Origin of the sequence: Kitasatospora phosalacinea (assembly GCF_000717185.1) — a bacterium.
GTDB lineage: Bacteria > Actinomycetota > Actinomycetes > Streptomycetales > Streptomycetaceae > Kitasatospora > Kitasatospora phosalacinea_A.
The window spans coordinates 14046-40015 of sequence record NZ_JNYE01000043.1 but is presented as its reverse complement, the minus strand read 5'-3'; the positions used below and the strand labels follow the sequence as shown (position 1 = coordinate 40015).

General features: G+C 75.7%; 24 protein-coding genes. 9 read left to right on the top strand and 15 right to left on the bottom strand.

The window, feature by feature from the left end; translation table 11 throughout:
• Positions 1-254: 254 nt before the first annotated feature.
• The 3 genes from OO57_RS19290 to OO57_RS19280 form a co-directional block, all read right to left on the bottom strand.
• Positions 255-737 carry an acyl-CoA thioesterase gene (locus OO57_RS19290; protein ID WP_051777960.1) on the bottom strand — a complete coding sequence of 161 codons (483 nt, stop codon included), beginning with the start codon at positions 735-737 and terminating at the stop codon, positions 255-257.
• A gap of 3 nt (positions 738-740) precedes the next feature.
• Positions 741-998 carry a hypothetical protein gene (locus tag OO57_RS19285; protein WP_158715168.1) on the bottom strand — a complete coding sequence of 86 codons (258 nt, stop codon included), beginning with the start codon at positions 996-998 and terminating at the stop codon, positions 741-743.
• 278 nt (positions 999-1276) lie between these two features.
• Entirely contained in the window at positions 1277-3619 is a 2343-nt protein-coding gene (locus OO57_RS19280) for a hypothetical protein (protein ID WP_033253774.1), read from the bottom strand.
• Positions 3620-3883: 264 nt separating this feature from the next.
• On the opposite strand from OO57_RS19280, the gene sigJ reads away from it, so the two are divergent.
• Entirely contained in the window at positions 3884-4855 is a 972-nt protein-coding gene (sigJ, locus tag OO57_RS19275) for an RNA polymerase sigma factor SigJ (RefSeq protein WP_051777959.1), read from the top strand.
• A 254-nt stretch (positions 4856-5109) separates the two neighbouring features.
• Here the strand turns inward: sigJ and OO57_RS19270 are convergent, their stop codons facing one another.
• From OO57_RS19270 to OO57_RS19220, 11 genes are all read right to left on the bottom strand, one after another.
• Positions 5110-6297, bottom strand: a complete 1188-nt coding sequence (locus OO57_RS19270) for a methyltransferase domain-containing protein (protein WP_051777958.1) — start codon at positions 6295-6297, stop codon at positions 5110-5112.
• 173 nt (positions 6298-6470) lie between these two features.
• Complete coding sequence (locus tag OO57_RS19265) at positions 6471-7325, bottom strand: helix-turn-helix domain-containing protein (protein WP_033253773.1); 855 nt, start codon at positions 7323-7325, stop codon at positions 6471-6473.
• Positions 7322-7846 carry a DUF6879 family protein gene (locus tag OO57_RS45740; RefSeq protein WP_033253772.1) on the bottom strand — a complete coding sequence of 175 codons (525 nt, stop codon included), beginning with the start codon at positions 7844-7846 and terminating at the stop codon, positions 7322-7324. The genes OO57_RS19265 and OO57_RS45740 overlap by 4 nt, the downstream gene beginning before the upstream one ends.
• Entirely contained in the window at positions 7833-8024 is a 192-nt protein-coding gene (locus OO57_RS19255; RefSeq protein ID WP_033253771.1) for a hypothetical protein, read from the bottom strand. The genes OO57_RS45740 and OO57_RS19255 overlap by 14 nt, the downstream gene beginning before the upstream one ends.
• 516 nt (positions 8025-8540) lie before the next feature.
• Complete coding sequence (locus tag OO57_RS19250) at positions 8541-9641, bottom strand: LLM class flavin-dependent oxidoreductase (protein ID WP_033253770.1); 1101 nt, start codon at positions 9639-9641, stop codon at positions 8541-8543.
• 95 nt (positions 9642-9736) lie between these two features.
• On the bottom strand, positions 9737-10747 hold the full coding sequence (locus tag OO57_RS19245; protein ID WP_051777957.1) for an LLM class F420-dependent oxidoreductase: 1011 nt from the start codon (positions 10745-10747) through the stop codon (positions 9737-9739).
• Between the two features lie 37 nt (positions 10748-10784).
• Positions 10785-12404, bottom strand: coding sequence for an ABC transporter substrate-binding protein (locus OO57_RS19240; protein ID WP_051777956.1), 1620 nt, complete (start codon positions 12402-12404; stop codon positions 10785-10787).
• A complete protein-coding gene (locus OO57_RS19235; RefSeq protein ID WP_063737593.1) occupies positions 12401-13246 on the bottom strand; it encodes an ABC transporter ATP-binding protein in 846 nt (281 codons plus the stop codon). The genes OO57_RS19240 and OO57_RS19235 overlap by 4 nt, the downstream gene beginning before the upstream one ends.
• Entirely contained in the window at positions 13243-14175 is a 933-nt protein-coding gene (locus OO57_RS19230) for an ABC transporter ATP-binding protein (RefSeq protein ID WP_051777955.1), read from the bottom strand. The genes OO57_RS19235 and OO57_RS19230 overlap by 4 nt, the downstream gene beginning before the upstream one ends.
• A complete protein-coding gene (locus OO57_RS46835) occupies positions 14172-14996 on the bottom strand; it encodes an ABC transporter permease (RefSeq protein WP_051777954.1) in 825 nt (274 codons plus the stop codon). Before OO57_RS46835 ends, OO57_RS19230 begins: the two co-directional genes overlap by 4 nt.
• Positions 14997-14999: 3 nt before the next feature.
• A complete protein-coding gene (locus tag OO57_RS19220) occupies positions 15000-15944 on the bottom strand; it encodes an ABC transporter permease (protein ID WP_033253769.1) in 945 nt (314 codons plus the stop codon).
• A gap of 529 nt (positions 15945-16473) precedes the next feature.
• Here OO57_RS19220 and OO57_RS19215 point away from each other — a divergent pair.
• The 7 genes from OO57_RS19215 (at position 16474) to OO57_RS19185 (ending at position 23979) form a co-directional block, all read left to right on the top strand.
• Complete coding sequence (locus OO57_RS19215) at positions 16474-17313, top strand: response regulator transcription factor (protein WP_081973796.1); 840 nt, start codon at positions 16474-16476, stop codon at positions 17311-17313.
• A 212-nt stretch (positions 17314-17525) separates the two neighbouring features.
• The gene (locus OO57_RS19210; protein WP_158715167.1) at positions 17526-18266 is read left to right on the top strand and encodes a hypothetical protein; all 741 of its coding nucleotides are present in this window, start codon (positions 17526-17528) and stop codon (positions 18264-18266) included.
• On the top strand, positions 18266-20107 hold the full coding sequence (gene asnB, locus OO57_RS19205; RefSeq protein WP_033253768.1) for an asparagine synthase (glutamine-hydrolyzing): 1842 nt from the start codon (positions 18266-18268) through the stop codon (positions 20105-20107). The genes OO57_RS19210 and asnB overlap by 1 nt, the downstream gene beginning before the upstream one ends.
• Positions 20104-20667: a flavin reductase family protein gene (locus OO57_RS19200; protein ID WP_051777952.1), complete on the top strand. Its 564-nt coding sequence runs from the start codon at positions 20104-20106 to the stop codon at positions 20665-20667. The genes asnB and OO57_RS19200 overlap by 4 nt, the downstream gene beginning before the upstream one ends.
• The gene (locus OO57_RS19195; RefSeq protein WP_051777951.1) at positions 20664-22172 is read left to right on the top strand and encodes a 4-hydroxyphenylacetate 3-hydroxylase N-terminal domain-containing protein; all 1509 of its coding nucleotides are present in this window, start codon (positions 20664-20666) and stop codon (positions 22170-22172) included. Before OO57_RS19200 ends, OO57_RS19195 begins: the two co-directional genes overlap by 4 nt.
• The gene (locus OO57_RS19190) at positions 22169-23053 is read left to right on the top strand and encodes a class I SAM-dependent methyltransferase (RefSeq protein WP_051777950.1); all 885 of its coding nucleotides are present in this window, start codon (positions 22169-22171) and stop codon (positions 23051-23053) included. Before OO57_RS19195 ends, OO57_RS19190 begins: the two co-directional genes overlap by 4 nt.
• Positions 23054-23100: 47 nt before the next feature.
• Complete coding sequence (locus OO57_RS19185) at positions 23101-23979, top strand: helix-turn-helix domain-containing protein (protein ID WP_063737592.1); 879 nt, start codon at positions 23101-23103, stop codon at positions 23977-23979.
• A 3-nt stretch (positions 23980-23982) separates the two neighbouring features.
• On the opposite strand, the gene OO57_RS19180 is transcribed toward OO57_RS19185, so the two are convergent.
• Positions 23983-24879, bottom strand: coding sequence for an NAD-dependent epimerase/dehydratase family protein (locus tag OO57_RS19180; RefSeq protein WP_033253767.1), 897 nt, complete (start codon positions 24877-24879; stop codon positions 23983-23985).
• Positions 24880-25001: 122 nt separating this feature from the next.
• On the opposite strand from OO57_RS19180, the gene OO57_RS19175 reads away from it, so the two are divergent.
• The gene (locus OO57_RS19175) at positions 25002-25952 is read left to right on the top strand and encodes a GlxA family transcriptional regulator (RefSeq protein ID WP_033253766.1); all 951 of its coding nucleotides are present in this window, start codon (positions 25002-25004) and stop codon (positions 25950-25952) included.
• Positions 25953-25970: the final 18 nt, after the last annotated feature.

Genomic DNA, 25970 nt, shown 5'->3' with positions numbered 1-25970 from the left:
CTCCCGGCAGCAGTATGGGGGGTGGCGCGGCCCGGCGGGCGGGAGCGGGCGGGGCGGTCCGGTTGAAGTCGTCGCGGTGTTGAAATCCCTGGTCGGCGCGGTGCGGTGGGCCCGTGCCGGGGTCGGCCGGGCGGCCGCGCGGGGGGTGGCGCGGGGACGGGGCCGGCCCCGGGGCCGGGTGGGGTGCCCGGGCCGGGGCCGTCCGTCCTCCTCCCCGGGGCGGGGAGTGCTGTTCCCTGGCCGCGCCCCGTGCGTCAGGAGGCGCGTTCGTTGAGGGCGGGGACCCTGATCCGGCCGGTGGAGCGCACGGGGACGCGGCCGACGGGGGCGACGGGGCCGGTGGGGCGGACCCGGTAGCGGTTGAGGTGGCGGCGTTCGGCCTCGCGCAGCGGGCGGCTGCGCCGGGTCGCGGCGTCGGTCGGCACGGTGACCGTCCGGGCCTGGAACACCATCTGCCCGCGGCGGCGGGCCTCGCAGGTGGTGCTGATCGAGGACCGGCCGAGGCGCTCCACCCAGATCTGCACGGGCAGCGGGGTGGGGCAGTGGTAGAGCGGGGAGCGGTAGTCGATCTCGTGACGGGCGATCATGAACCCGTCCTCGAAGAGGTCCTGGCCCTCGGTGTCGTCGTACAGCAGGCAGTAGACCGCCTCCTGGACGTACTGGAGGACCTTGAGGTTGTTGACGTGCCCGAAGGCGTCCATGTCGCCCCAGCGGGTGCGGCACAAGTAGGTGTACAACGGTCAGCCGTCCGTTCGGTGTTCGGCGCGGTAGCCGAGGCTGCGGCGCAGGTACCCGTAGGCGTACGGGGAGCGGTGCAGGGCGGTGTCGTGGCCCTGCTCGTAGACCTCGGCGGCGGTGTCCAGGACGGCGCGGCCGAGGATCCGTTCGGTGCGGTGGCAGAGCTTCTCGAGTTCGACCAGCCGCTGGGCGGCGGGCAGTCCGGCGAGGGCGGCGCACTCCCGCTCCACGTGGTCGACCCCGTCACGGTGTTCAGACATCGATTCCTCGTTTCCGGTCGGACTTGTATCGCGTGAGGATTCAGGAATGGGGTTCAGCTGTGGGTTTCATCCGTCGTGGGGAAGGGGCGGCGGCTCCGTTGACGCCGAATATCCTTCCGCTGGTCAAACTCGATCAGGAACCAACCGGAAATGGTGAATTGCGCGGTCTTTCGTTGAAGATCGCCGACTCGCCGTCAACTTTCAACACCGGGCCGGGCCGGGCTCAGCCGAGCCGGGCCGGGCCGGGCTCAGCCGAGCCGGGCCGGGCCGGGCCGGGCTCAGCCGACCAGGGTGAGGGCGAGCACCGACCCGGGCAGCGCGACGACCACCAGGCCGTCGGGGGTGACCGAGAGGGTGCGGACGGCCGCGCCGAGCCGGATGTCGGCGCCGTGGTGGCGCTCGCCCCAGCGGCGCAGCCGCAGCAGGCCGTCGGACCAGGCCGCGGCGAGCAGCAGTCCGGCGGGGGTGCTGCCGAGGGCGACGGCGGTGACCGGCCAGGGGCGCTGGTCGACGGGGGCGGGCAGCGGCGGGCGGCCGGGCATCCAGGTCCACACCCGGCCGTCCTCGCCGCCGCTGGCGACCAGGACGCCGCCGTCGGCGGGAGCCACGTCGAGGGCGGTGACCGGGCCCTCGTGCAGGGGGTGCTCGGGCCGGTGGGCGGTGCCGGTGGAGACCTCGCTGTAGGTGGTGAGGCCGTCGGGGCGGCCGAACACCATGACGTCCTCGTGCGCGGCGACGGCGGTGCAGGCGTCCAGGGCGGCCAGCGCGCCGTCCGGGACGCCCTCGGCGCCGCGCACGGTGAGCGAGCGCAGCGTGCCCGAGGCGTCGAGCAGCAGGGCGCCGCCGAACGGGGTGGCGGTCAGGGCGCGCGGGTGGGGTGCGTGCAGCGGCTCGGGCCGGTCGTCGTGGAGGCGGCCGGTGGCGGGGTCGGCCAGGTGCAGGCCGTCGCCGTCGGCGAGCAGCAGGTGCCCGGCGGACGGGCCGAGGCCCGGGGTGGCGGCGCAGGGGCCGTCGGCGGGGGTGTGCTGCCAGACGGCGCGCCAGCGGGTGTCGGCCTGCCGGGCGAGTTCGGCGCAGTGTGCGGCAGCGGCGTCGTGGCGGCCGGTGAGGTGGGCGTGCAGGACGGCGGCCCGGTCGGCGGGGCGGGCGGTGGCGGCCCGGTCGGGGGCGGCGCGGCGCCAGGCCTCGGCGAGCGGGGTGGCCGGCCGTCCGCTGTCCTCGGCGTACTGGAACGCGGCGGTGACGGCGGCGGGTTCGGCGTGCAGCAGCAGGTCGACCTCGTCGAGCATCGGGCTGGCGGGGTCGCCCGCGGAGGCGTGCCGGAGCAGCAGGGCGAGGCGCTCGGGGTCGCTGGCGGCGAGGTCGGGGCCGCCGTCGGCGCGCACGGGTATGCCGCCCGCCACCTCCCACATCGTGGCGGCGTGGTCGACCGGCGGGCTGTCGGCGGTGACCAGGTCGGCGAGCTGCTCGGGGCGCAGCCGCCAGCGGTCGGCCATCGGGGGCGGGGGCAGCAGGTCGGCGGCGGCCGCGACGGAGCGGGCGTCGGCGCCGGGCAGGGTGGCCCACAGGGCGGTGCTGATCGGGCCCTCGGCCCCGGCCAGGGCGGCGAGGGCGGCGCGTTCGGCGGGCGGGACGGCCGCCCACCAGGCCCCGGCGAGCGCGGCGGCGCGTTCGGCGGGCGGCCGGGCCGGGTCGGGGGCGGCGCCGGGGGTGCGGGCGGCGAGCTGGGCCAGGCCCGGGCTGGGGTGGGTGGCGGCCGGGTCGACGGGGTGGCCGGGCAGCCCCGCGCACCAGGCGGCGTACTTCGCGGGGTCGGTCCACTGCGGCTGGTCGAGGTCGAGGACGGCGCCGGTCGGGGCGGCGGCGGTGAGCGCCTCGGCGGCGGGGCCGTCGGCGGCCTCGACGACCAGCAGCAGCCAGGGGACGGACAGCAGCGGGACGAGGAGCTCGCGGGCGAGGCGTTCGGGCAGGTCGGGCAGCCGGGGGCCGCCGGCCCGGTCGAGGTCGGTGACCACGACGGTGCGGGGGGTGCCGTCCTGCAGCGCTTCGAGGAGTTCGGCGGGTTCGCCCGCGCTGAGGCCGAGCAGGTCGGCGAGCCGGGCGGTGGCGGAGCGGACCGTCAGGCCCTCGGCGTCCAGCAGCGCGTGGACGCGGCGGCCGGGGCGCGGGTGGTCGGGCGGGCAGGCGGCGGCGAGCCAGGTCAGCAGGTGGGTGCGGCCGCTGCCGGAGGAGCCGGTGATCCGGCACAGCCGGGGCGCGCGGGTGTCCTCCAGCCAGGAGAGCAGGGCGCGCCCGGCGGGGCGGCGTCCGGCGCCGAGCGGCGGCAGGCCGGGGGCCGGGGCGTCGGCGGGCGCGGGGGCGGGCAGCGGGCGGCCGTGGCGCGGGTTGGGGCGGCGGGCGCCGGGGGTGCCGGTGCGGTCGGCGGGCGGGACGCTGGCGCGCACGGCGTGCACGGGGATCCGTCCGGCGGGGTCGAGGCCGTCGTCCAGCAGGTACTGCCAGCACCCGGGCCGTCCACCGGGTGCCCCGTTCCCCACCGCGCCGGGTGTTGCCTCGGGGGCGGTCGGCCCGCCCTCCGCCCGGTCCGCGAGTCGAACGCCGGCGCGGTTGTCGCTGTCCACTTGTCGCCTGTCCTTCGTGTCCGTCCCCGTCGGCCGGTCCCCTCGGCGGGCGCCCGGAAGGGGCCGGGCGCTCCCCGCTCGCCGTGGCACCGTCATTTCCGGCCGCGGTCAGCCTACTTGAGGTGCACGGACGACTGTTCGGGTCCGGCCCGTCGGGCCCGGGCGCGGGTGTGAGGTGGGTCACAGCGCCCGGTGCCGCGGCACCTTCCGCGGGCCGGTCCGGTTCCCTGTTCCGGACACGACCGACGGAGCGAGGGAGCGGGCATGGAACGGGCGACGGGGGCGGCCGGGGTCGCGGGAGCGGCGGAGGCGGAGGCGGCGGGGGAACGGGCCACCCGGGCGTACGCGGAGCACCGGGAGCTGCTGTTCTCCCTCGTCTACAACCTGCTCGGCAGCGTCGCCGACACCGAGGACGTCCTGCAGGACACCTGGCTGGCCTGGACCGCCCGCGCGACCGACCCGGCCGCCCCCGGGATCGAGCACCCCAAGGCGTACCTGGTGCGGATCGCGGTCAACCGGGCCCTCGCCCAGCAGGCCGCGGCCGTCCGGCGGCGCGAGACGTACGTCGGCCCGTGGCTGCCGGAGCCGCTGGTGGGCCCGCTGCTGGGCGCGGACGGCGGGACGGACGGCGGCACGGGGGACGTCGCGCTGGCCGCCGAGCGGGCCGAGTCGGTGTCGCTGGCGCTGCTGGTGGTGCTGGAGACGCTGTCGCCGCTGGAGCGCACCGCGTTCGTGCTGCACGAGGTGTTCGGGTACAGCGGGGCCGAGGTCGCCGCGGTGCTGGGCCGCAGCCCGGCGGCGGTGCGGCAGCTGGTCAAACGGGCCCGCGCCCACGTCCAGGAGCGCCGTCCCCGCTACGAGGCCGAGCCCGCCGTGCGGCGGCAGGTCACCGAGCGCTTCCTCGCCGCGGCCCTCGGCGGCGACCTGAAGGCCCTGCTGGAACTGCTCGCCCCGGACGTCACCCTGATCGGCGACGGCGGCGGCAAGGCCCCCGGCGGACGGCGCCCGCTCACCGGCCGCACCAAGGTCGCCCGCCTGCTCGCCGCGCTGGCCGGGAAGTCCGGCGACCGCGGCCTGGAGGTGACCTGGCGCAGCGTCAACGGCGCCCCCGCCGCCGCCTTCTCCGCCTTCGGCCGCCCGTTCGCGGTCCTCGTCCTGGACCTGGCGCCGGAGGGCGACCTGGTCCGCGGCATCCACGCGGTCTCCAACCCCGACAAGCTGCGCGGGGTGGCGTGACCCCGCCTGCCGCGCGGTCGGCGGCGCACGGCGCGGGTCAGGGGGCGAGGACGAGCTTGACCGTCCCCCGGTCCGTCTCGCCCAGGGCGTGCGCCCCGGCCGCGGCCGCCAGCGGGAGGACCCGAACTCGGCGCACCGCAGGCCGCGTTGCCGCACTGTGCCGCACAGATCGATGGCGACGGTGAACCGCTGACCGCCGCCAGCACCCGCACCCGCACCCGCACCTCCCCCGGCCCCGGCCCCGGGTTGCCGGATCACCGGTACTGCGGGACGGGGCACGCCGGTCCGTCCAGCCACGGCACGGTGCCGTCCGGCCCGACCGCGAGACCGAACCGGGTCAGCTCCGGGCAGCCCCGGCCGTCCCACCAGGCGAGGGCCCGCTCCACCAACTGCCAGAGCCGCCGGGGCCCGGCCTGGTACACCGTCGCCCCCTGCTGCCCCGCGCGCCACGCCACCGCCGCCCAGGACCGGTCCGACAGCCCGTAGCACCACACCACGGTCGTCCCGTCCTCCTGCCGGTGCACCAGGTGCGTCACGTCCGGCACCGCCAGCCCCACGACGAAGCGCTGCACGCCCCAGCGGCCGCCCAGGGCGTCCGCGGCGAGCACCGTCCGGTGCCGGGTGTCCGCACCGTCCGGGAACTCCGGTACGTACGCGGCGTGTTCGGGGAACGCGAGCCGCTGATCCCGCGACTTCATGAACTCCACCAGCCCGGTGAACCGTCCTTCCGCCGTCCCGTCGGGCCGCACCTCCAGCCTGGCCACGGCGTCCAACGGGCTGAAGTCCGTCCCCCAGGGCACCAGTACGACACCGCCCGGCCGGGACTGCGCGATCCACGCCCGCGAAACCTCCCGGACGCCGTACGTCACGACGACCCGGTCGTACGGGCTGCCGCCGGGCCGGCCGACCCCGCCGTCACCGACGACCAACTCCGCCTCCAGGCCCGCCCGTTTCAGGTGCGCGGCGGCCAGCGCCGCGACCTCCCGGTCGCACTCGACGCTGACGACCCGTCCCGCCCCGAGCCGGTGCGCCAGCAGCCCGGCGTTCCAACCGCACCCGGTCCCCACGTCGAGCACCCGCTGGCCCGGCCGCACGTCGAGGTCGCGGAGCATCGACGCGACGACGCTCGGCATGCTGAGACTGCTGGTCGGCACCCGCCCCGGCTCCACCCCGCCGTGCCCGCCGTCGTCCCACTGCGTCACCAACGGGACGTCCGCCTCCGTCGCGGCCCACCAGGCGACCGGGTCCTCGTCCCGGTCCACCAGCACGCTGCGGCCGGTGGCCATGTCGTACGCCCAGACCCGCGGCGGCGCGAACAGCGAACGCGGCACCGCACCGAACGTGCCCGCCCAATCCGGGGACAGACTGCCGGTGGAGAGCAGGGACCGCCCCGACCCGAAGCCGGGACGGCCCACCCCCTCCGCCCGGAGACCGTCGGTCACTTGCGGTGCTCCCCGCCCCCGGGCGGCGCGCTGCCGTCGGGTGACGGCGGAGCCGGAGGCGGCGGCGGTTGGATCGGCGCGGGACTTCCCCCGTGCCCGCCATCGGCGTCGAGCATGAGAGCGACCTCCCTGCATCAGCGGAAACGGCGGCCGGACGGCCACCGGAAATCACGCTAGGGGCAGCCGGGAGGGCGTTCAAGACCGGTTTCCTGTTTCCGCAAGAACTCGTCCCGAATGCCTTCCAGCAGGCTGCGCATGTCGTCCCCGGCCAGAGCAGCGGATGAGAACCTCTCGAACTTCCGAACGTAGAGGTCCACGTCCCTGGGATCGGTCACCACCAGTTCCGCGTGAACGGTTTCCACGGTCACCGTTCTGTCGTCCCGAACCGCGAACGAGTGGCCCGGCACGTCCGCGTGGAAACCGGCGAGCGGCATCACTCGCACGTCGACCCCGGAAAGCCTGGAAACGGAAACGATCCTGTCCAGTTGTTCGACCATCACCGCGGGCGGCACCAGGCCCCACCGGAGAACGGATTCCAGGATCACGAACTGCAGTTCCTTGGCCGGGTCGTAGAGAACCGCCTGCCTGGCCAGGCGGCCGCCGACCGCACGGGACAACTGCTCCTCCCCGATCTCCTTCCTCGCGAACACCGCCCGCGCGAACTCGGGGGTCTGCAGGAGCCCGGGGATCAGGGACGTCTGGAAGATCCGCAGCAGCGTCGTGGTGTCGTCCATCGCCTTGATCTGCTGCTGCTTGCGGTGGTACCCCAGCCTCCGGTACAGCCGCCAGGCCGTCGCCTCGGTCGCCTCCGCGCGGGCAGCGGCCATGTACTCGGCCTTCACCGCCTCCGACACGCCGATCGCGGTGAGGATGCGGTCCGCGTCGACGACGGACACCGCCGCCCGCCCGTTCTCGATCTTGCTGAGCTTGCTCGTCGACATGACGGCGCTGCGGGCCACCGTCCTGGCCTCCTTCCCGGAGGCCTCTCGCAGTGCCCGTAGCGCCGGTCCCAGCTCCGACCTGTTCACTCGCCGTACTCGGCCCACCAATCGGCGAACGGCACAGCGTGCGCGAGTGCCGCGTCCCGGTGCGCCGCGAATTCCGGGACGCGGTCTCCCCCGTGAAAATCGGCACCCAGGTACCCGCCGGAGTCGTCGTAGTTCATGACCGCGACGGCCTCGTCGTCGAAGAGCCAGAAGTCGGGAACGCCCTGGAGCGGATTCTCCCGTTCGGTGACGTCGAGGATGAAGAACTCCTCCCCGGCCGTCATGTTGCGGCGGTACCCCCATGACAGCTCGAACCGCAGGTAGTCGGTCAGCGGCCGCGACAGCACGTGCACCCGGTACATCCTCCTGCCGGACCGCACGGCTTCTCCGACAGTGGTCACCCAGGAGGAGTTCCGGTACTCCTCGGGCTGCTCCTCGCCCGCCAGGAACGCGTGGTATGCCTCCACGCCACCGGACCGGCTGTAGTCGTCCAGGCTTTCCAGCCTGAACGCTTCACGCCTGAACTCGGAGAACATGCTGCCGAGGTTCTCAGAGAAGCCCATCGCGGACCGCCTTCCGGATCAACTCCACCGGGATCTCCACCACGGTCTCGTGCTCGGGAATTTCACGACCGTGGTCGGTGATCCGCTCGCCCTGCACGGCCAGCGTGCCCCGGTCCGTACGGTAGAGCGTGGGGCACTCGCCCTCGTCGCACGAACTCGACAACGTTTCCAGTTCCACGGTTGCCCCCTCGTCGACGGATGCCGCACTCGATGCTTCCGAGCCGGCGGCCGTGCGGTCAAGGTCCCTCAGTTTCCGGAACTGGAAACCGGCCCGATTGTGAGTCAATGAACTTGACCCTTCGTCAAGTCCGACCGCAACCTTCGACCGGCAGCTCCGGGCACTCCGGACCCATCTTGGCCAGGACGAGCTGGGGGCCCTGATCGGGTACACCGGTGCGCACGTCTCGCTGATCGAGACCCGGGAACGGCTACTGCCTGCGTCGTTCGCCCCGACGGTGGGGTGGGCGCTCGACGGCGTCGGGGCGCTGGAGAGCCCGTGGTTCCCACTGGGGCACACCTCGTTGGCGGAGGACTGGCCCGCCGCGCCGTCTACCCGACCGTCCCACCGGGCTTCCGAGTAAGGGATGACCGAACTGGGTCTGGAGGAAGGCCAGTTGGCCGATGCGATCGACACCCAGGCGTCCAGGGCGAAGAACCGGACAGCAGTTGGCAGTTGGTGGTGCGGGCCGGCGGGCTACCAGGCGCGGCGCAGCGGGGCGGGGGCGCGGAGTTGGGCGACCAGGGCGCGGCGCAGGGCGCGGTCGTGGTCGGTCTCGACCGGGAGGTCGAGTTGGACGATGTCGACGCCCGCGGAGCGGAGCAGGTTGATCCGGGCGGCGACGGTGGCGGGCGAGCCGGTGTAGGCGCCCGCGAGGGAGCGGCGGATGTAGGCGGCGACCTGGGTGGGGGCGGTGTCGGGGTCGACGGCAGCGGTGTCGGCGGTGCCGCGTTCGCGGTCGCGGTCGAGGGCGACGGCGTCGTGGTAGCGGGCGGCGTCGGGGCCGGTGGCCAGGCGCAGGGCGTCGCGGCGCAGGCGGCGCAGGTGCTGCTGGGCGGCGGTGTCGGTGTCGGCGAGGACGACGGTGACGTGCCGCCAGATCCGCAGGGTGCGGCCGTGCCGGGTGGCGGCGGCGCGGGCGGCGGCGATCCGCAGCCGGGTGTCGGGGAGCGGGCGGGGCGGGACGGCGTAGACCTGGGCGTAGCGGGCGGCGAGGTCGACGCCGGCCGGGGAGGAGCCGCCGAAGGAGAGCAGTTCGCTGCCAGGGTGGGGGCGCAGGCCGCTGCGGGCGGCGCGGACGGTGTAGTACTCGCCGTGGTGGTCGAGGTCGTCCTCGGCGGCGAGGTAGCGGGTGAGCAGGGAGAGGTACTCGTCGGCGCGGCGGTAGCGCTCGGCCTTGGGGAGGGTGTCGCCGTCGCGGGCGACGTCGGCGTCGCTGGAGCCGATGACCAGGTGGGCGCTGATGCGTCCGCCGGAGAGCCGGTCGAGGGTGGCGAGGGTGCGGGCGGCGGCGGTGGGCGAGGTGGTGCCGATGCGGTGGGCGGCGGCGATCCGCAGCCGGGTGGTGGCGGCCAGGGCCCAGCCGGCGACGGCCCACGGGTCGGGCCAGGAGGAGGACTGGACGACGAGCGCGGAGTCGAGCCCGTCCTCTTCCAACTCCCTTGCGGTGCGGGCGATGTGGGCGGGGTCGGCGGTGCGTTCGCGCGGGTCGGGGGCCCAGCGCAGGGCCTGGCGTTCGGCGGGGGTGCGGCCGGCCACGGGGGCGGCGCGGACGCCGCCGCGCAGTTCGAGCTCCATCGGTTCAACTCCGTTGGTGGCAGGGGGTGGTGGGCGGGCCGCCGGTGAACGGCGGCCCGCCGCTGAACAGTTGGCCGGACAGTCGGCCGGACAGCTCATCGGGCGGCGGGCCCGAGCCGGGCGAGGGTGTCGAGCAGCCGGGTGCGGCTGGTGAACACCTCGGGCGGCAGCGAGACGTACAGCTGGATGGCGGTGACGCCGGGCTGCTGGTAGCGCAGGATCTGTTCGCGGCACTCCTCGGGGGAGCCGTGCAGGAACAGGGCGTCGACGACCTCGTCGGGCAGGGCGCGCTGGGCGCCCTCGTGGTCTCCGTCGGCCCAGCGCTTGTGCGTCTCGGCGAGCAACTCGCCGTTGCCGAGCCACTGGTGGAACTTGCGGTAGGGCTCGCGGTTGAGGATCCAGGCGAGGAAGGGCCGGCTGGCGCGGTGCGCGTACGCGGTGTCCTCGGTGGGGCAGACGAACACCTTGACGACGAGTTCCTTGCCGGGCGGCTGCGGGCCGACCGCGTCCAGCACCTTGGGCAGGTCCTGGGCGCGCAGCAGGTTGGTGATGGCGCCGTCGCCCTCGGTGAAGCCGAGCCGCAGCATGCCGGGGCGCAGCGCGCCGAGGATGACCTTGACCGGGTCGGCGGGCGGGTGGGGCAGGCGGTAGCCGGTGATGGAGAAGGTGTCGAAGTCCCCGGCGACGTGTTCGCCGCGCAGCGCGGCGGTGAGGAAGCGCAGCACGTCGCGGGTGCGCTTGAAGGGCTCGTCGAACGGGATGCCGTTGATGTCGGTGACGTGCGCGGGCACGGACGCGCCGATGCCCAGCAGGAGCCCCCCGGTGGAGAGTTGGGCGAGGGTGGCGGCGGTCTGGGCGAGCACGGCGGGTCCGCGGGTGTGGACCGGGACGATGCCGGTGGCGATCCGCAGGTGCGGGGCCCAGGCGGCGGTGGCGGCCAGCGGGGTGAAGGCGTCGGTGCCGCCGCCCTCGGCGCTCCACACGTCGCCGTAGCCGAGGTCGGGGAGGCGTTCGACCAGGAAGCGGTGCCGGTCGATGGTCAGTCCGGGCAGCGGCAGGGTGATGCCCCAGGCGGGCGGGGGCACGGCGGGGTGGGCGGTGGTCATCGGGGGCCTTTCTGCGCTGCTGGTCGGGGGCGGGGCGTCACTTGGTGACCGACACGGTGGTGAGGTCGAGGAACCAGGACTGCGGCTGGACGAGTCCGTGCACGCTGGGTGCGAGGGCGCGCGGGTTGCGGTCGTTGACCACGAACAGCCAGGGCGCGTCCTCGGTGACCTGGCGCAGCGCGGTGCGGTAGGCGGCCTGCCGGGCGGACTGGTCGGGGTTGGCGGCGGCGGTGGCGATCAGCTCGTCGACCTTGGCGTTGGCGTAGTGGCCGGTCCAGAACGGGCTCTTGGAGCCGATGAACAGCGGCAGCAGCGCCTCGGACTGGAACAGCGTGGTGGACTGGGCGATCGCGTCGGAGCCGAGCGCGACCTCGCCCTTGGCCTCGGCGCCGATCAGGGTGGTCCAGTCGGTGGTGCGGATGTCGACCTTGATGCCGACGGCGGCCAGGTCGCGCTGCAGGGCCTCGGTGATCGGCACCGGCAGCAGGTTGCCGGAGCCGCCGGTGGGCACCGTCACGGAGGTGGCGAAGCCGTTCGGGTAGCCCGCCTCGGCGAGCAACTGCCGTGCCTTCGCCGGGTCGTGGGCGTACCGGTCGTCGCCCTGGTCGTACGCGGCGGTGGCCCGCGGTGCCGCCTGGTAGGCGGGGTCGGCGGTGCCGTGCAGCAGGTTGTCCGCGATGGCCTGCCGGTCGATGGCGTAGTTGGCGGCCTGCCGGACCCGGACGTCCGCCCACGGGCCCTTGGTGGTGTCCAGGATCCAGTACCAGAGGTGGTCGTAGCTGTTGGAGAGGACCTGCGCGCCGTCCGCCTTCAGGCTCTCCAGGTCGTCCGGGTTCGGGTACTCGATCCAGTTGGCGCCGCCGGAGCGCAGCGCGGCGGTGCGGGCCGCCGGGTCGGGCAGCGCCTTGACGACGAGGCGTTCCAGCCGGGGAGCGCCGCGCCAGTAGTCCTTGTTGGCGACCAGGTCGACCTGCTGGCCCTCGGTCTGCGAGGCGAAGGCGAACGGGCCGGTGCCGACCGGGTGCTGGGAGAAGTTCGCGCTGCCGGACTTGCGGACGGCGGTGGGGCTGGCGATCAGCACGTGCGCGAGGTCCTCCGGGAAGTGCCCGTTCGGGCTGGAGGTGACCAGTTCGACGTGGGTGTCGTCGGTCTTGCGGTACGAGGCGATGTCGCCCGCGTACTCCTTGGCGGCGGCTCCGAGCGCGTCGGTGTACTCGGGGCTGGCCTTGTCGAGGTAGCGGTGCAGGTTGAACAGCACCGCGTCGGCGTCGAACGCCGTGCCGTCCTGGAACGTGACGCCCTTGCGCAGGGCGAACGTCCAGGTGACCTTGTCGGGGGCGACCTGCCAGGACTCGGCGAGCGCGCCCGTCACCTGCGGCGGCTTGTCGGTGTCCTTGAGCAGCTCGTAGCGGGTCAGGCCCTCGTAGATCTGGAAGCTCAGCAGGCGCTTGCCCTCGAACCCGGCGCCGCCGATCACGGTGTCCAGGTTCGGCAGCTTGCCGGTCGCGCCGATCACCAGCGTCCCGCCGCCACCGCCACCGCCACCGCCCGCGGCGTCGCCGCCCGCGGAGGTGGAGGCGCAGCCGGTGGCCGCCAGCAGGGCGGCGGTGGCCAGGGCGGCGGCGGCTCTGGAGCGGATGCGGAGGTGCTGGGTCATGTCGGTTCCTCGGTCTTGTGGTTCGGTTCGGCACCGCGTTCGGCACCGCGTTCGGTACGGCGTTCGGGAAGGCGTTCGGGAAGGCGGAGGGTGACGTGCGGGCCCGAGGCGTCCAGCAGGGCGCGGGTGTACGGGTGCGCCGGGGCGGTCCACAGGTGCTCGGTGCGGCCCTGCTCGACCACGCGGCCGGTGCGCAGCACCAGCGTGCGGTGGGCGAAGCGGGCCACCGCGGCGAGGTCGTGGGAGACGAACAGGTAGGCGGTGCCGGTGCGTTCGCGCAGTTCGGCCAGCAGGTCGAGCAGCCGTTCCTGGGTGTCGCGGTCCAGTGCGGAGGTCGGCTCGTCGCACACCACCAGCGCCGGGCCGGTCGCCAACGCCCGTGCCACCGCGACGCGTTGCAGCTGCCCGCCGGAGAGCTCCCGCGGGAAGCGGCGGGCCAGCTCCGGTGCGAGGCCCACCTGGCGGAACAACTCGGCGGTGCGGTCGGCGCGTTCGCGCCGCGGCACGCGGTGGGCGCGCAGCGCGAAGGCGACGGCCTCGCCGGAGCGCAGCGCCGGGTTCAGCGAGCCGCGGGGGTGCTGCGGCACGAACTGCAGCCGGGCCCGGACGTCCCGGTCGGCGCGGGCCCGCAGGCGCGCGGGGTCGCGGCCCTCGAACGTGACGCTCCCCGCGTCGGGGCGCACCAGCCCGAGCGCGAGCCGCGCCAGCGTCGACTTCCCGGAGCCGGACTCGCCGACCAGCGCGACGCTCTCGCCCGCGCGCACCTCCAGGGTGACGTCGGCGACGGCGGGGCGGTGGGCGTAGCTCTTGGAGACGGCGTCGAGCCGCAGCAGGGCGGTCACTTGGAAACCTCTTCGGCAGACGAGGACGCACTCAGGGGCCCGGGGAACGGCGGGCCCGGGGCTGCTGACGGTTCACTGCCGGGGCGTGCCATTGGCTTCGGGTTCTGTTCCTTGCCCGAAGCAGCACGGACGTCCCGGTGGGCTCCGGCCACCAGCAGCTCGGACCCGCCGTTCCCCGAGCCCCTGTTCCCTCCCGCTTCCTCTGCCGGAACCAACAGCTCCTCCGCCGGGCCGGTGGCCGTGAGGCGGCCGCCGTCGAGGACGGCGACGGTGTCGCCGATGCGGGCGGCGGCGGAGAGGTCGTGGGTGACGAGGAGGAGGGCGAGGTTGCACCGGGTGCGGAGGGTGCTGAAGAGGTCGAGGATGCGGGCGCGGACGAGGGTGTCGAGGGCGGTGGTGGGTTCGTCGGCGATGAGGAGTTCGGGGTCGGCGGCGATGGCGAGGGCGATGGCGGCGCGCTGGCGCAGGCCGCCGGAGAGTTCGTGCGGGTACGCGCTCGCGGCGCGTTCGGGGTCGGGCAGTCCGGCGGCGGCGAGCAGCGGGAGGGCGGCGGCGCGGGCGGCGCGGCGGGTGTCGGCGAGGCGGTGGGTGCGCAGGACCTCGGCGAGCTGGGTGCCGATGCGGCGCAGCGGGTCGAGGGTGGCGGAGGGGTCCTGGGGGACGTAGCCGATGCGGCGGCCGCGGACGCGGGTGAGGGCGCGTTCGGGCAGGCCGAGCAGTTCGGTGCCGCCGAGGCGGATGCTGCCGCGGACGGTGGTGCCGCGTCCGGGGAGGCCGAGGACGGTGCGGGCGAGGGTGGTCTTGCCGCTGCCGGAGGCGCCGAGCAGGACGAGGGCCCGTCCGGCGTCGAGGGTGAGCGAGACGTCGTCGACGGCCCGGGTGCCGCCGGGGTGGTGGACGGTGAGGTGGTCGATGGCGAGCAGGCTCACCGGGTCGCCTCCGTTCCTTCGCCGAGCCGTCCGCGCAGGGTTTCGCCGAGGGCGTTGAAGGCGACCGAGACGGCGAGGATGACGAGGGCGGGGAGGGCGGCGAGCCAGGGGTGGGTGAACAGGGCGGGGCGGAGTTCGTCGAGCATGGCGCCCCATTCGGGGGTGGGCGGGGGGACGCCGAGGCCGAGGAAGGAGAGTCCGGCGGCGTAGACGACGGCGAGGCCGACCAGGGAGCTGGCGTAGACCAGGACGACGGGGGCGACGACGGGCAGGACCTGGCGCAGGATCAGGGTGGTGCGGGTGGCGCCGCTGACGGTGGCGGCTTCGAGGTACTCGGCGGTGCGGATGCGCCGGGTCTCGGTGAAGGCGACCCGGGCGACGGCGGGGGTGAGGACGACGGACAGGGCGAGGACGGTGGCGCCGAGGCCGGGGGTGAGCAGGGTGGCGACGGCGATGGCGAGCAGGACGCCGGGGAAGGCGTAGAGGACGTCGAGGGTGCGCAGCAGGGCCTGTTCGGTGGCGCGGCCGGTGAGGGCGGCGGTGATGCCGATGAGGGCGCCGGCCAGGGCGGCGACGGCGACGGGGAGCAGGCCCGCGGTGAGGGAGGGGCGGGCGGCCCAGAGCAGGCGGCTGAGCAGGTCGCGTCCCTGGCCGTCGGTGCCGAGCGGGTGGCCGGGGGCGCCGGGGTCGAGGAGCCGGTCGGCGAGGTGCCCGGTGTCGGGGTCGGCGGGGGCGAGCAGGGGTGCGGCGAGGGCGAGCAGGACGGGCAGCAGGGCCGCGGTGGCGGCGAGCGCGGTGCGGGGGTGGCGGATCGTGACCATGGTTCAGCTCCGCACCCGGGGGTCGATGGCGGCGTGGGCGGCGTCGACGAGCAGGTTGACGCCGACGAAGGCGGTGGCGACGAGCAGCACGCCGCCCTGGACGAGCGGCAGGTCGCGGGCGGTGAGCGCGTCGTAGAGGAGGCGGCCGAGGCCGGGCCAGGCGTACAGGGTCTCGACGAAGACGACGCCTTCGAGCAGGTAGGCGAGTTGCAGGCCGCCGATGGTGAGCAGGGCGGGCGAGGCGTTGTGGGCGCAGTGCCGCAGCACGGCGGCGCGGCCGAGGCCGCGGGCGCGCAGGCCGTCGGCGAGGTCGGAGGCGAGGACGCCGGAGAGCGCGGCGCGGTGGACCTTGGCGGTGAGGCCGAGCGGGACGAGCGCGGCGGCGGTGGCGGGCAGCACGAGGTGGCGCAGCAGGTCGCCGGTGCCGCCGGGGCCGAAGGCGTCGTGGGTGCCGCCGGCGGGCAGCAGGCGCCAGTGGACGGCGAGGACGGCGGTGAGCAGCAGGGCGACGGAGTACTGGGGGGCGGAGACGGCGAGGGTGGCGGCGGCTCCGCTGAGGCGCCTGGTCCAGCCGTGCGGGCGCAGCGCGCCGAGGGTGCCGAGCAGGACGCCGCCGAGCAGGACGAGGGCGAAGGCGGCGGCGGTGAGGGTGAGGGTCTGGCCGAGGGCGGGCAGCAGCAGGGCGGCGACGGGGCGCTGGGTGGAGGTGGAGGTGCCGAGGTCGCCGGTGAGGGCGTGGCCGAGCCAGTCGAGGTAGCGGACGGGCAGCGGGCGGTCGAGGCCGATGCGTTCGGCGAGGGCCTGCCGGGCCTCGGCGGGTGCGCCGGGGCCGAGGAACGCGGTGACGGGGTCGCCGGGGACGAGTGCGACGGTGGCGAACACGACGGCGCTCACGCCGAGCAGCGTGGGGACGGCGAGCAGCAGGCGGCGCAGCAGGAAGCGGGTCACGGGGCGGCCGGGTCGGCGGTGGCGGCGGGCATGGCGCGGTGGGTCCTCCGGTTCGGACGGCGGGGCGGGGCCGGCGCCGTCGGGGTCGTTCGGACCGAGGCTCGCGGACGGTGCGCGGCGTCAGCCAGCCAGGCGTTCGTGCTGTTACCCGTGGTCATAGGAGCGGGCGGGGCGGGTAGCGCGGTGCGGGCAGGGCGGTGGGGGCAACTTCCGGACTCCGGACCGTCCTTGACCGTCCCTCATCGGCGCAAATAGGATTTCCCCATGGCTTATCGGCGGACCGACTTCACCCTCTGGGGGATCGGCGGCTCGTGGCACCGCAGGTGCTTCGACGAGACCTGTCGCCCCGGCACGGTGCGCCGCCCCCTGCCCTGACCCGGCCGGCCCGCGGCGTCACCGCCCGTCCTCCGCGGGGTCGGTGCCGAACCGGGCGCCGATCCCCCGTCCCGCGCCTTCGCCGCCTCCGAGGGGACCGACCCGCCATGCACCCGCTCCCGTACCCCGCCGCGCCCTCCCGCCGGGAGGTCCCGTGGCCGCGCTGACCAGCGGCCCCGCCCGGGTGCTGCGCCACCGCGCGCACCCGCAGGACGCCCTGCACACCGAGATCGACAACCCGCTGGACCTGCTCGCCGGGCACCAGCTGCTCGCCGACGCGGCCCGCACCGCCCCCGAGGCGGCCTGCACCTGCCACCACCCGCTGTGCCCGACCGGCGCCGCGCACCGGACGGTCGCCACCCGGGTCTTCCTGGTCGAACGGCACCCGGTGGTCAGCGCCGGGCTGCGCAGCGTCCTGGCGGGCGTCGCCGACCTCGCCGTGGTCGGCTCCTCCGCCGACCCGGCGCACGCCGTCCGCTCGGTCCACCGCACCGGGCCGGACGTGGTGCTGCTGGGCCGCGGCACGACCCTGGACGGCGACCTGGCCGCCGTCGCGGCCCTGCGCCGCCCGGACGGGGCGCCGGACGCCCGGGTGCTGCTGCTGCGCCGGGCCGAGACCACCACCGAGGCCAGCCGGATCCTGATGGCGGGCGGCAGCGGCTGCTTCCCGCTGGACCTGCCGCCGGAGCGGATCGTGGACGCCGTCCGGCTGGTCGCGGCCGGGGGCACGCTGTTCCTGCCCGCCCCCGTCCCGGTCCGCCCGCAGCCCGTCGCCCCGGTCGAACTCCCGCTGGACCAGACCGGGTTGACCGACCGCGAACGCGAAGTCCTGGCCCAGCTGGCCCTCGGCCTGAGCAACGCCGAGATCGGCCGCCGCCTCGCCCTGGCCGAGGCCACCGTCAAGAAGCACCTCACCCAGGCGATGCGCAAGACCGGCCAGTCCGACCGCCTGCGCGCCGCCCTCTACGCCGTCCGCCACGGCCTGGCCGGCTGAGCCGCCGCCCCGCCGTCCCCGAGGAGCCCGTCCACCCCCGCGGTGGGCGGGCTCCCGGCGTTCCCGGGTGCCCGCGCGGGTCCCCGGGTCGCCCTCCGGGGGCGACGAAGGTCGCCCTGCGCGTAGCCGTTCGGGGCTTCTGGGGGTGGTGGGGCGGTCCTTAGCGTGGCAACGACAAGCACCTGCGGACCGTTGCGGAGGGAGAGCACCTGATGGGCGTCGACGGAACGGGGCCGGGTCGGCCGGTGGTGGTGCTGCCGGTGGGGGTGGCGGAGGGCGGCCCCGAGTGGGGGCGTTCGCCGTACCGGTCGATGTCGGAGGCCGAGCGCTCCGCCCTGTGGCGCCAGCGCCTGCACGAGGCCGAGGCCGGGCTGACCCGGTACCTGGTGTCGCTGGACGACCAGCCGCAGCTGGCGGAGTGGTTCGCCCTGCAGGGCGAGATCTTCGCCGACCTGCCGGAGGAGTCCGCGCCGTCCGCGCAGTGGCAGCGGCTGTTCTTCCGCGGCCAGGCGCTGATGGAGCGCTTCCTGGTGCGCCGCTACGGCGAGCAGGTGCTGGCGGCGTGGGCGGCGTCCAACGCCGAGGTGCACCGCACCGTCGAGCCGGACCACGGCCGGGGCGCGGCGGACCCGATCCACCGGATCGCCCGGCAGGCCGAACTGTACGGCTCCGAGTACGAGTTCGACGACGACCGGCCGCCCGGCCGGGAGCGGGCCGAGCTGACGATCACGCACTGCGCGATCTGGGACTACCGGGAGCAGGCCCGGCGCAGCGGCGTGACCATCACGCTGGCCTCGCCGTGCACGTACTGCACCCACGCGCTGTCGGCGAACATCCGCGCCAAGGGCTTCCGTCCGGCGTACCGGCTGCAGTCCGGTCCGACCGGTCACGGCTGCCACTGGGAGGCGAGCGCCGCGACCGAAGGCACCGAGGAAGGGACGGGGACGCGCTGATGTGCGGAGTGACCGGATGGCTGGACTGGGCGGACGACCTGCGGCTGCGCGCCGAGGCGGTCCGCCGGATGACCGGGACGCTCGCCTGCCGCGGCCCGGACGCGGACGGGGTGTGGCTGTCGCGGCACGCGGCGCTCGGCCACACCCGGCTCGCGGTGATCGACCTGGACGGCGGCGTGCAGCCGTTCGCCGACGCCGGGGCCGGGGCGGAGGCCGTCCGGGCGGTGCTGGCCTACAACGGCGAGCTGTACAACCACCGCGAGCTGCGCGCCGAACTGGAGGCGCACGGGCACGTGTTCCGGACCCGCTCCGACACCGAGGTGGTGCTCCGCGCCCACCTGCAGTGGGGGCACCGGGCCCCGGCCCGGTTCAACGGGATCTTCGCTTACGCGCTGTGGGACGCCCGGCGGGAGGAACTCCTGCTGGTGCGAGACCACTTGGGCATCAAGCCGCTGTACTGGCACCGGCACGCCAACGGGGTGCTGTTCGGCTCCGAGCCGAAGGCGGTGCTGGCGAACCCGCTGCTGCCCGCCGAGTTGGACGCCGAGGGCGTCGCCGAGCTGTTCGCGCTGCCCGCCGCGCCCAGCGCCGGGCACGGCCTGTTCCGCGGCCTGCACGAGGTCCGCCCCGGCCACCTGGTGCTCGCCACCCGGCACGCGGTGCGCGAACTGCGGTACTGGCAGCTGGAGTCGGCCCCGCACCCCGACGACGAGGCCACCACCCGGGCGCACGTGCGGGAGCTGCTCGCCGACGCGGTGGAGCGCCAACTGGTCAGCGACGTGCCGCTGTGCACCCTGCTGTCCGGCGGCGTCGACTCCTCCGCGATCACCGCGCTGGCCGCCGCCGCCCGGGAGCGCCGGGGCCAGGGCAAGATCACCAGCTTCTCGGTGGACTTCCCCGGCAGCGCCGACCGCGCCCCCGACGCCTGGCGCACCAGCCAGGACGCCCCGTTCGTGCGCGCCGCCGCCGAGCACATCGGCACCCTGCACACCAGCGTGCTGATCCCCGACGACGACCTGCTGGAGGCCCGCGACGCCGTGCTGCGGGCCCGCGACCGGCCCGGCTGGGGCGAGATGGACGCCTCGCTGCACCTGCTCTTCCGCGAGGTGCGCCGCCGCTCCACCGTCGCGCTGTCCGGCGAGGCCGCCGACGAGGTCTTCGGCGGCTACCCCTACTTCCACGACGCCCCGGCGCTCGCCTCCGGCACCTTCCCCTGGCTGCACGGCCGCACCACGCCGGCCGCGCTGCTGCGCCCGGAGGTGCGCGCCGCGGCCCGGCCCGCCGAGTACACCGAGGCCGCGTACCGGGCCTCGCTGGCCTCGGTGCCCCGGCTGGACGGGGAGGGCGCGGCGGAGGCGAAGGTCCGCGAGACCTTCCACCTGGCGCTGACCCGCTGGCTGCCGCCGCTGCTGGACCGGGTCGACCGGGTGTCGATGTCGGTCGGCCTGGAGGTGCGCGTCCCGTTCTGCGACCACCGCCTGGTGGAGTACCTGTGGAACGTGCCGTGGGCCCTCAAGTCGCCCGGCGGGCGCGCCAAGGGCCTGCTGCGCGACGCGGTGCGCGACCTGCTGCCGCCGCAGGTCGCCGACCGCCCCAAGTCGGGCTACCCGTCCACGCCCGCCGTCCGCTACACCGAGGTCCTCACCGCCCGCGCCCACGAGCTGCTCGCCGACCCGGCCGCCCCGGTCTTCGACCTGGTCGACCGCGAGCTGGTGCGCGCCCACCTCGCCGAGGGCCGCCCGCTGCCCGGCCCGCGCACCGCGCCCAACCCGGTCGGCGGTCTGGACCACCTGGTGCAGGTCGACGAGTGGCTGCGCGCCTACCGGGTGGCGCTGCGGTGAGCGCGCCCGTGCAGAGCGCGGTCACCGCGGACGCGCTGCGGGCCGCCGCCCGGCACTGGCCGACCGGGGTCGCGGTGCTGACCGCCCGGTGGGGCGGCGAGGAGCACGCCAAGACGGTGTCCTCGTTCACCACGCTCTCCCTCGACCCGCCGCTGATCGGCGTCGCGCTCTCCCCGCGCAGCCCGCTGGCGGCGGCCGTGCACGCCTCCGGGCGCTTCGCCGTCAGCGTCCTGACGGACCGTCAGGAACCGCTGGCCCGGCGCTTCGCGACCCCGGGCGCGGGCCGGGCGGCCGGGGCGTTCACCGACCTGCCGGTACGCCCCGACCCCGCCTGCGGGCCCGTCCCGGCCGGGGCGGCGGCCTGGTTCGCGGCCGAGCTGCACGCCGAACTGCCGGTCGGCGACCACGTGCTGCTGGTCGGCCGGGTCACCGCGGTCGGCGCGGACGGCGCGGACGGCGGCCGCCCGCTGCTGCACCACGCCGCCCGCTACCGGCTGCTCGGCCCCGAGACCCCGTCCGCTACCTCAACTTCCCTCCCTACCAGAGGAGTCGGCGCATGACCCTGCTGTCCACGGAGCCCCGCGGCCTGCTCACCGGCGACCGCTACCGGGCCGAACTCGACGACGGCCGCGAGCTGTACCTGGACGGGCAGCGCGTCGCCGACCCGGCCTCGCACCCCGCGTTCCGGCCCGCCGCCGACGAGTTGGCCCGGCTGCTGGACCTCCAGCACGAGCCCGAGCACCGCGAGCTGCTGACCTGGAAGGACCCGGACACCGGCCTGCGGCTGGCCCGCGCCTACCAACCGCCCACCTCCCTGGAGGAGTTGCGCGTCCAGCGGCGCAGCGCCGAGTTCTGGCACGCCCAGGCGCTCGGCCAGCAGGGCCGCTCGCCCGCGTTCATGGCCTCGATCGCGGTGGGCGTGCACGACTTCCGGCACCGGCTGGCCACCGCCGACCCGCGGTTCGGCGCCAACGCCGAGGCCTGGTACCGGTACTGCGCGCAGAACGACCTGGTGCTGTCGCACGCGCTGGGCGACCCGCAGATCGACCGTTCGGCGAGCCCGCTGGACGACCCGGACCTGGCGCTGCGGGTGCTGGAGGAGAACGAGCGCGGCATCGTGGTGCGCGGCGCCAAGCAGCTGACCACGCTGGCGCCGCTGGCCCACGAGGTGCTCGTGTACCTGTCGGCGTCGTTCACCGACGACCGGGCCGAGAAGTTCGTGGTCTGGTTCGCGCTGCCGCTGAACGCCCCCGGCCTGGTCACGCTGGCCCGCGAACCGCTCGGCGCCGCGCCCTGGGGCCACCGGCACCCGGTCGGCGCCCGGTACGACGAGCAGGACGCGATGCTGTTCTTCGACGACGTGCTGGTGCCGTGGGAGCGGGTGTTCCTGCTGCGCGACGCCGCACTGGCCCGCGAGGGCCTGGGCCGGATCAACGCCTGGAGTGCGTACGTCGGCCACATCCGCTACCGGGAGCGGCTGCGCACCCTGCTGGCCACCGCGACGCTGCTCGCCGAGTCGATCGGCGTCGACGGGTTTCGCAACGTCCAGGAGGACCTGGGCCGGCTCGCCGGGTACGCCGAACTGACCGGCTACTTCCTGGACGCGGCCGAGAACCGCGGCGCGCCCACCGACTCCGGCCTGTTCGCGCCCGGCGACACCTTCGCCTCCCGGGTGTGGTCGGCCGAGGTCGCGGGCGATGCGGTCGACATCGTCCGCCGGATCGGCGCCTCCGGCCTGCTGATGCAGCCCTCCCCCGGCGACCTCGCCCACCCGAGGCTGCGCCCGCACCTGGAGCGCTACATGCGCGGCCGCGGCACCGACGTGGAGCGCAAGTCCCGGCTGTTCCGCCTCGCCTGGGAGCTGACCGGCGACGGCTTCGGCCAGCGCCAGGACCTGTACGAGTACGTCCACCGCGGCGACCTGGCCCGCAACCGGATCACCGTCTACCACCGCCACGACCAGTCCGAGGCCCGGGCCCGGCTGCTCGCCCTGCTCGACACCCCCGACACCCCCGCCAGCACCGCCAGCACCGCCAGCACCGAAGACCAGGAGGCCCGCGCGTGAGCCCGTCCACCGTCGAGATCCAGGCCCGCACCCTCGCCGGGTACGCCGACGCCAGCCGCCTGCGCCAGGTCCAGGACCGCGACTGGGTGCTGGACCGCGTCACCGGCGCCCCCGAGGTGCTGGTCGACCTCGGCAGCGGCATCGGCCAGCTGCTGGAGAGCGCCCTGGAGCGCTTCCCCTCGCTGCGGCTGGCCGTCGGCCTGGAGCGCTCCGAGCACCGGATCGCCGAGGCGGGCCTGCGCCTGGCCCCGTACGGGGAGCGGGCCGAGCTGCACCGGGCCGACCTGACCGCGCCCGAGCCGCTGCCGCACCGCGCCCAGGTGATCACCCAGACCTCGGTGCTGCACTGGCTGTACCCGGTCGAGGACCGGGTGTTCGCCTGGGTCGCCGCCCACCTCGCCCCCGGCGGGCGCTTCCTGCTCACCACCTACCACCCGGCCCGCGACGCCCACGGCCTGGGCGGCGAGGACGAGTTGGTGCGCGAGGCGCTCGACGCGCTGGGCACCCCGGCCGCGGAGGTGCCCGCGCTGCTCGCCGCGCACGGCGTCCTGCCGATCGGCACCCGCACCCGCACCGTCGACGACCTGCTCGCCGTCCTCGCCCCGCACCTGGCCGTCGCCGGGCACGCCGAGCGGGACGCGGTGGTCACCGTCGACTCCGCCGAGCAGTACGAGCGCTTCCACGCGGCGACCTTCGGCGACTACTACGCGCAGGTGCTGCCCGAGGAGCGCCGGGCCGACTTCTACCGGGCCGTCGGCGCGGCCGCCTGGCGGCGGCAGGCCGAACGCGGGCACGTGAGCCACATGCCCGTTCGGCTCTGGGAGTTGGCGCAACGTGAGGAGTTTGTTGCAGGATCCGGAACCGGCCCGCTCCCGGCCTAACCTGGAACCGACGTACCCGAGCACCACCGCGACGAGGAGCGAGCACCGTGTCCACCCCCGCCACCGGCCAGGAACTCGGCGCGTTCCTGCGCGCCCACCGCGAACTCCTCCAGCCCGCCGACGTCGGCCTGACCGCTACCGCCCGGCGGCGCACCCCCGGGCTGCGCCGTGAGGAGGTCGCCTCGCTGTCCGGCGTCGGCCTCGCCTGGTACACCTGGCTCGAACAGGGCCGCGTCACCGCCTCCCGGCAGGTCCTGGAGGCGGTGGCGCGCGCCCTGCGGCTGGACGCGGCGGGCCTGCGGCACGCGATGCGGCTGGCCGGGTACCACGAGCCGGTGCCCGCCGACGCCGACCGCAGCGCCGCCGGGCGGCTGGCCGCGTCCGTCCGCCCGGTCCTCGACTCCTGGCCCGCCAGCCCCGCCGCCCTGCTCGACCGGCACTTCGACCTGCTGGCCTGGAACGCCGCCTGGAGCGCGCTGTGGGGCTCCCCCGAGCACGTCCCCGCCGACCGCCGCAACCTGATGTGGCTGCTGGCCGTCGACCACCGGCTGCGCGAGGTCCTGCACGACTGGGAGCCGCTCGCGATGAACGTCTTCCAGCACTTCCGCGCCCAGGCCGGTCCCGCCCTCGCCGACCCGCGCACCGGCGAGCTCTACCGCCGCCTCGACACCGACGCGCCCGAGCTGCGCCACTGGTGGGGCTGCCACTCGGTGGCCGAGCTCACCGCCCGCACCGTCCTGGCGGACCCGCCCGGCCTCGGCCCGGTCCGGCTCACCCTCAGCTCCTTCCACCCCGTCGACGACCCGTCCGCGCTGGTCGTCCTGTTCACCCCGGCCACCCCCGCCGACGCCGCCCGGATGGCCGAGCTGACGGCGGCGCAGGAGGCGGGCGGCCCCGAGCTGCTGGCGGCCGGGGCGGGCCGCTGAGCCTCAGCCCGCCAGTGCCGTGCGCAGCGGCGCGGCCTCCAGCCCGAAGGCCGCGCGCAGCTCGCCGTCGTCCACCACGAACGGCCGCTCCGCCATGTAGCCCATCTCCGCGAACTCCCGCCACAGCGGGTCGCCGAACGCCAGCAGCGCCAACTCCCGTTCGCCGAGCTGCTCCAGGCGCGGCTCGGGCGCCCCGTGCAGCGCGGCCAGTTCGGTCGCGGCGGCCCGCACCGTGGTGGTGATCACCGGGGCGTGCCAGGGCCGCCCCCAGGCCCGGTCGTCGCGGGCGACCGCGACCAGCGCCGCGGCGACGTCCTCGGTGTACGAGAAGGAGTGCGCCGCGTCGGGGTCGCCGTGCACCAGGGCGAGTTCGCCGTCCAGGACCCGGGGCGCCACCAGCAGCGTGAACGGCGAGAGCGCGCCCGCGCCCAGGTACTGCCCGGCCCGCACCTCGGTGACCCGCAGCCGCCCCTCGGCGTGCGCCCGCTCGGCCCGCCGCCACAGCTCGGCGCGCACCCGCCCCTTGCGGGTGCGGGCCAGCAGCGGGGTCCGCTCGGTCACCGGGCCCGCGGTCGGCCCGTAGCCGTACAGGTTGCCGAGCATCACGTAGTCGGCCCCGGCCCGCTCGGTCGCCGCGAGGATCGAGTCGAACAGCGGCGGCATGGTCTGCGGCCAGGTGTGGTACGCGGTCATGGCGGCGTTGAAGACGGTGTCCGCCCCGGCCAGCACCTCGGCCAACTCCCCGGTGCGGCCCGCGTCCAGGGCGATCCGCTCGATGCCCGGGTGCTCCGGTCCGCCGCCCCCGCGGGTCACCAGGCGGACCTGCTCGCCGCGTTCGGCCAGCTGCCTGGCGGTCGCGGCCCCGGTCGCGCCCGCTCCGATGACGACTGCTCCGGCCATGGTGGTGCCTCCTCGCTCAGGTGGGGATCGTGGTCGCGGGGACCCTCCGCCCGGCCAACTCTGCCGTGCGGGAGGGGAGTAGGGTCAGTGGCCCGATAGCCACGGAGTCCAAGGATCCAGCCATGCACCGCGTCGCCGTCCTGGCCGTCCCGCCCGTCAAGCCCTTCGACCTGTCCATGCCCTCGGTGCTGTTCGACGCCGCGGTCTCGGACGGGCGCCCCTGCTACACCGTCACGGTCTGCACGCCCGTGCCCGGGGTGCTGCCCGGGCACGGCGGCATCGACGTCGTCGTCCGGCACGGCTTGGAGGCCGTCGCCGCCGCGGACACCGTGGTCGTCCCCTCCACCGCCAGCCGCCACGACGCCGACCCGGCCGCGCTCGACGCCCTGCGGCAGGCCGCCGCCGCGGGCAAGCGGATCGCCTCGATCTGCACCGGCGCCTTCGTCCTCGCCCAGGCCGGACTGCTCGACGGCCGCACCGCCACCACCCACTGGGGCCTCGCCGACGAACTGCAACGCGCCTTCCCCGCCGTCCGGGTGGACGCCGACCGGCTGTTCGCCGTGGACGGCCCGGTGGTCACCGGCGCGGGATCCGCCGCCGGCCTCGACCTGTGCCTGCACCTGATCGCCTCCGACCACGGCGCGGCCGTCGCCAACGCGGCCGCCCGCGCCGCCGTCGTCACCCCCGTCCGCCGGGGCGGCCAGGCCCAGTTCGTCAGCACCCCGCTGCCCGCCCGCACCGACTCCCCGCTCGACGCCGCCCGCGTCTGGGCCCTGCAGCACCTCGACCGGCCGATCTCCCTCGCCGAGCTCGCCGCCCGGGCCCGCACCAGCGTGCGGACCCTGACCCGCCGCTTCGCCGCCGAGACCGGCACCACCCCCTTCCAGTGGCTGCTCCAGCAGCGCCTGCTGCGGGCCCGCGAACTCCTGGAGACCACCGACCTCACCGTCGACCAGGTCGCCGACCGCAGCGGCCTGGGCTCCGGCGAGTCCCTCCGCCAGCACCTGGGCCGCCACCTCGGCACGACCCCGGCCGCCTACCGCAACGCCTTCCGCCGCCCCGACCGCGCCTGAGCCCCCCTTTCGGATCCT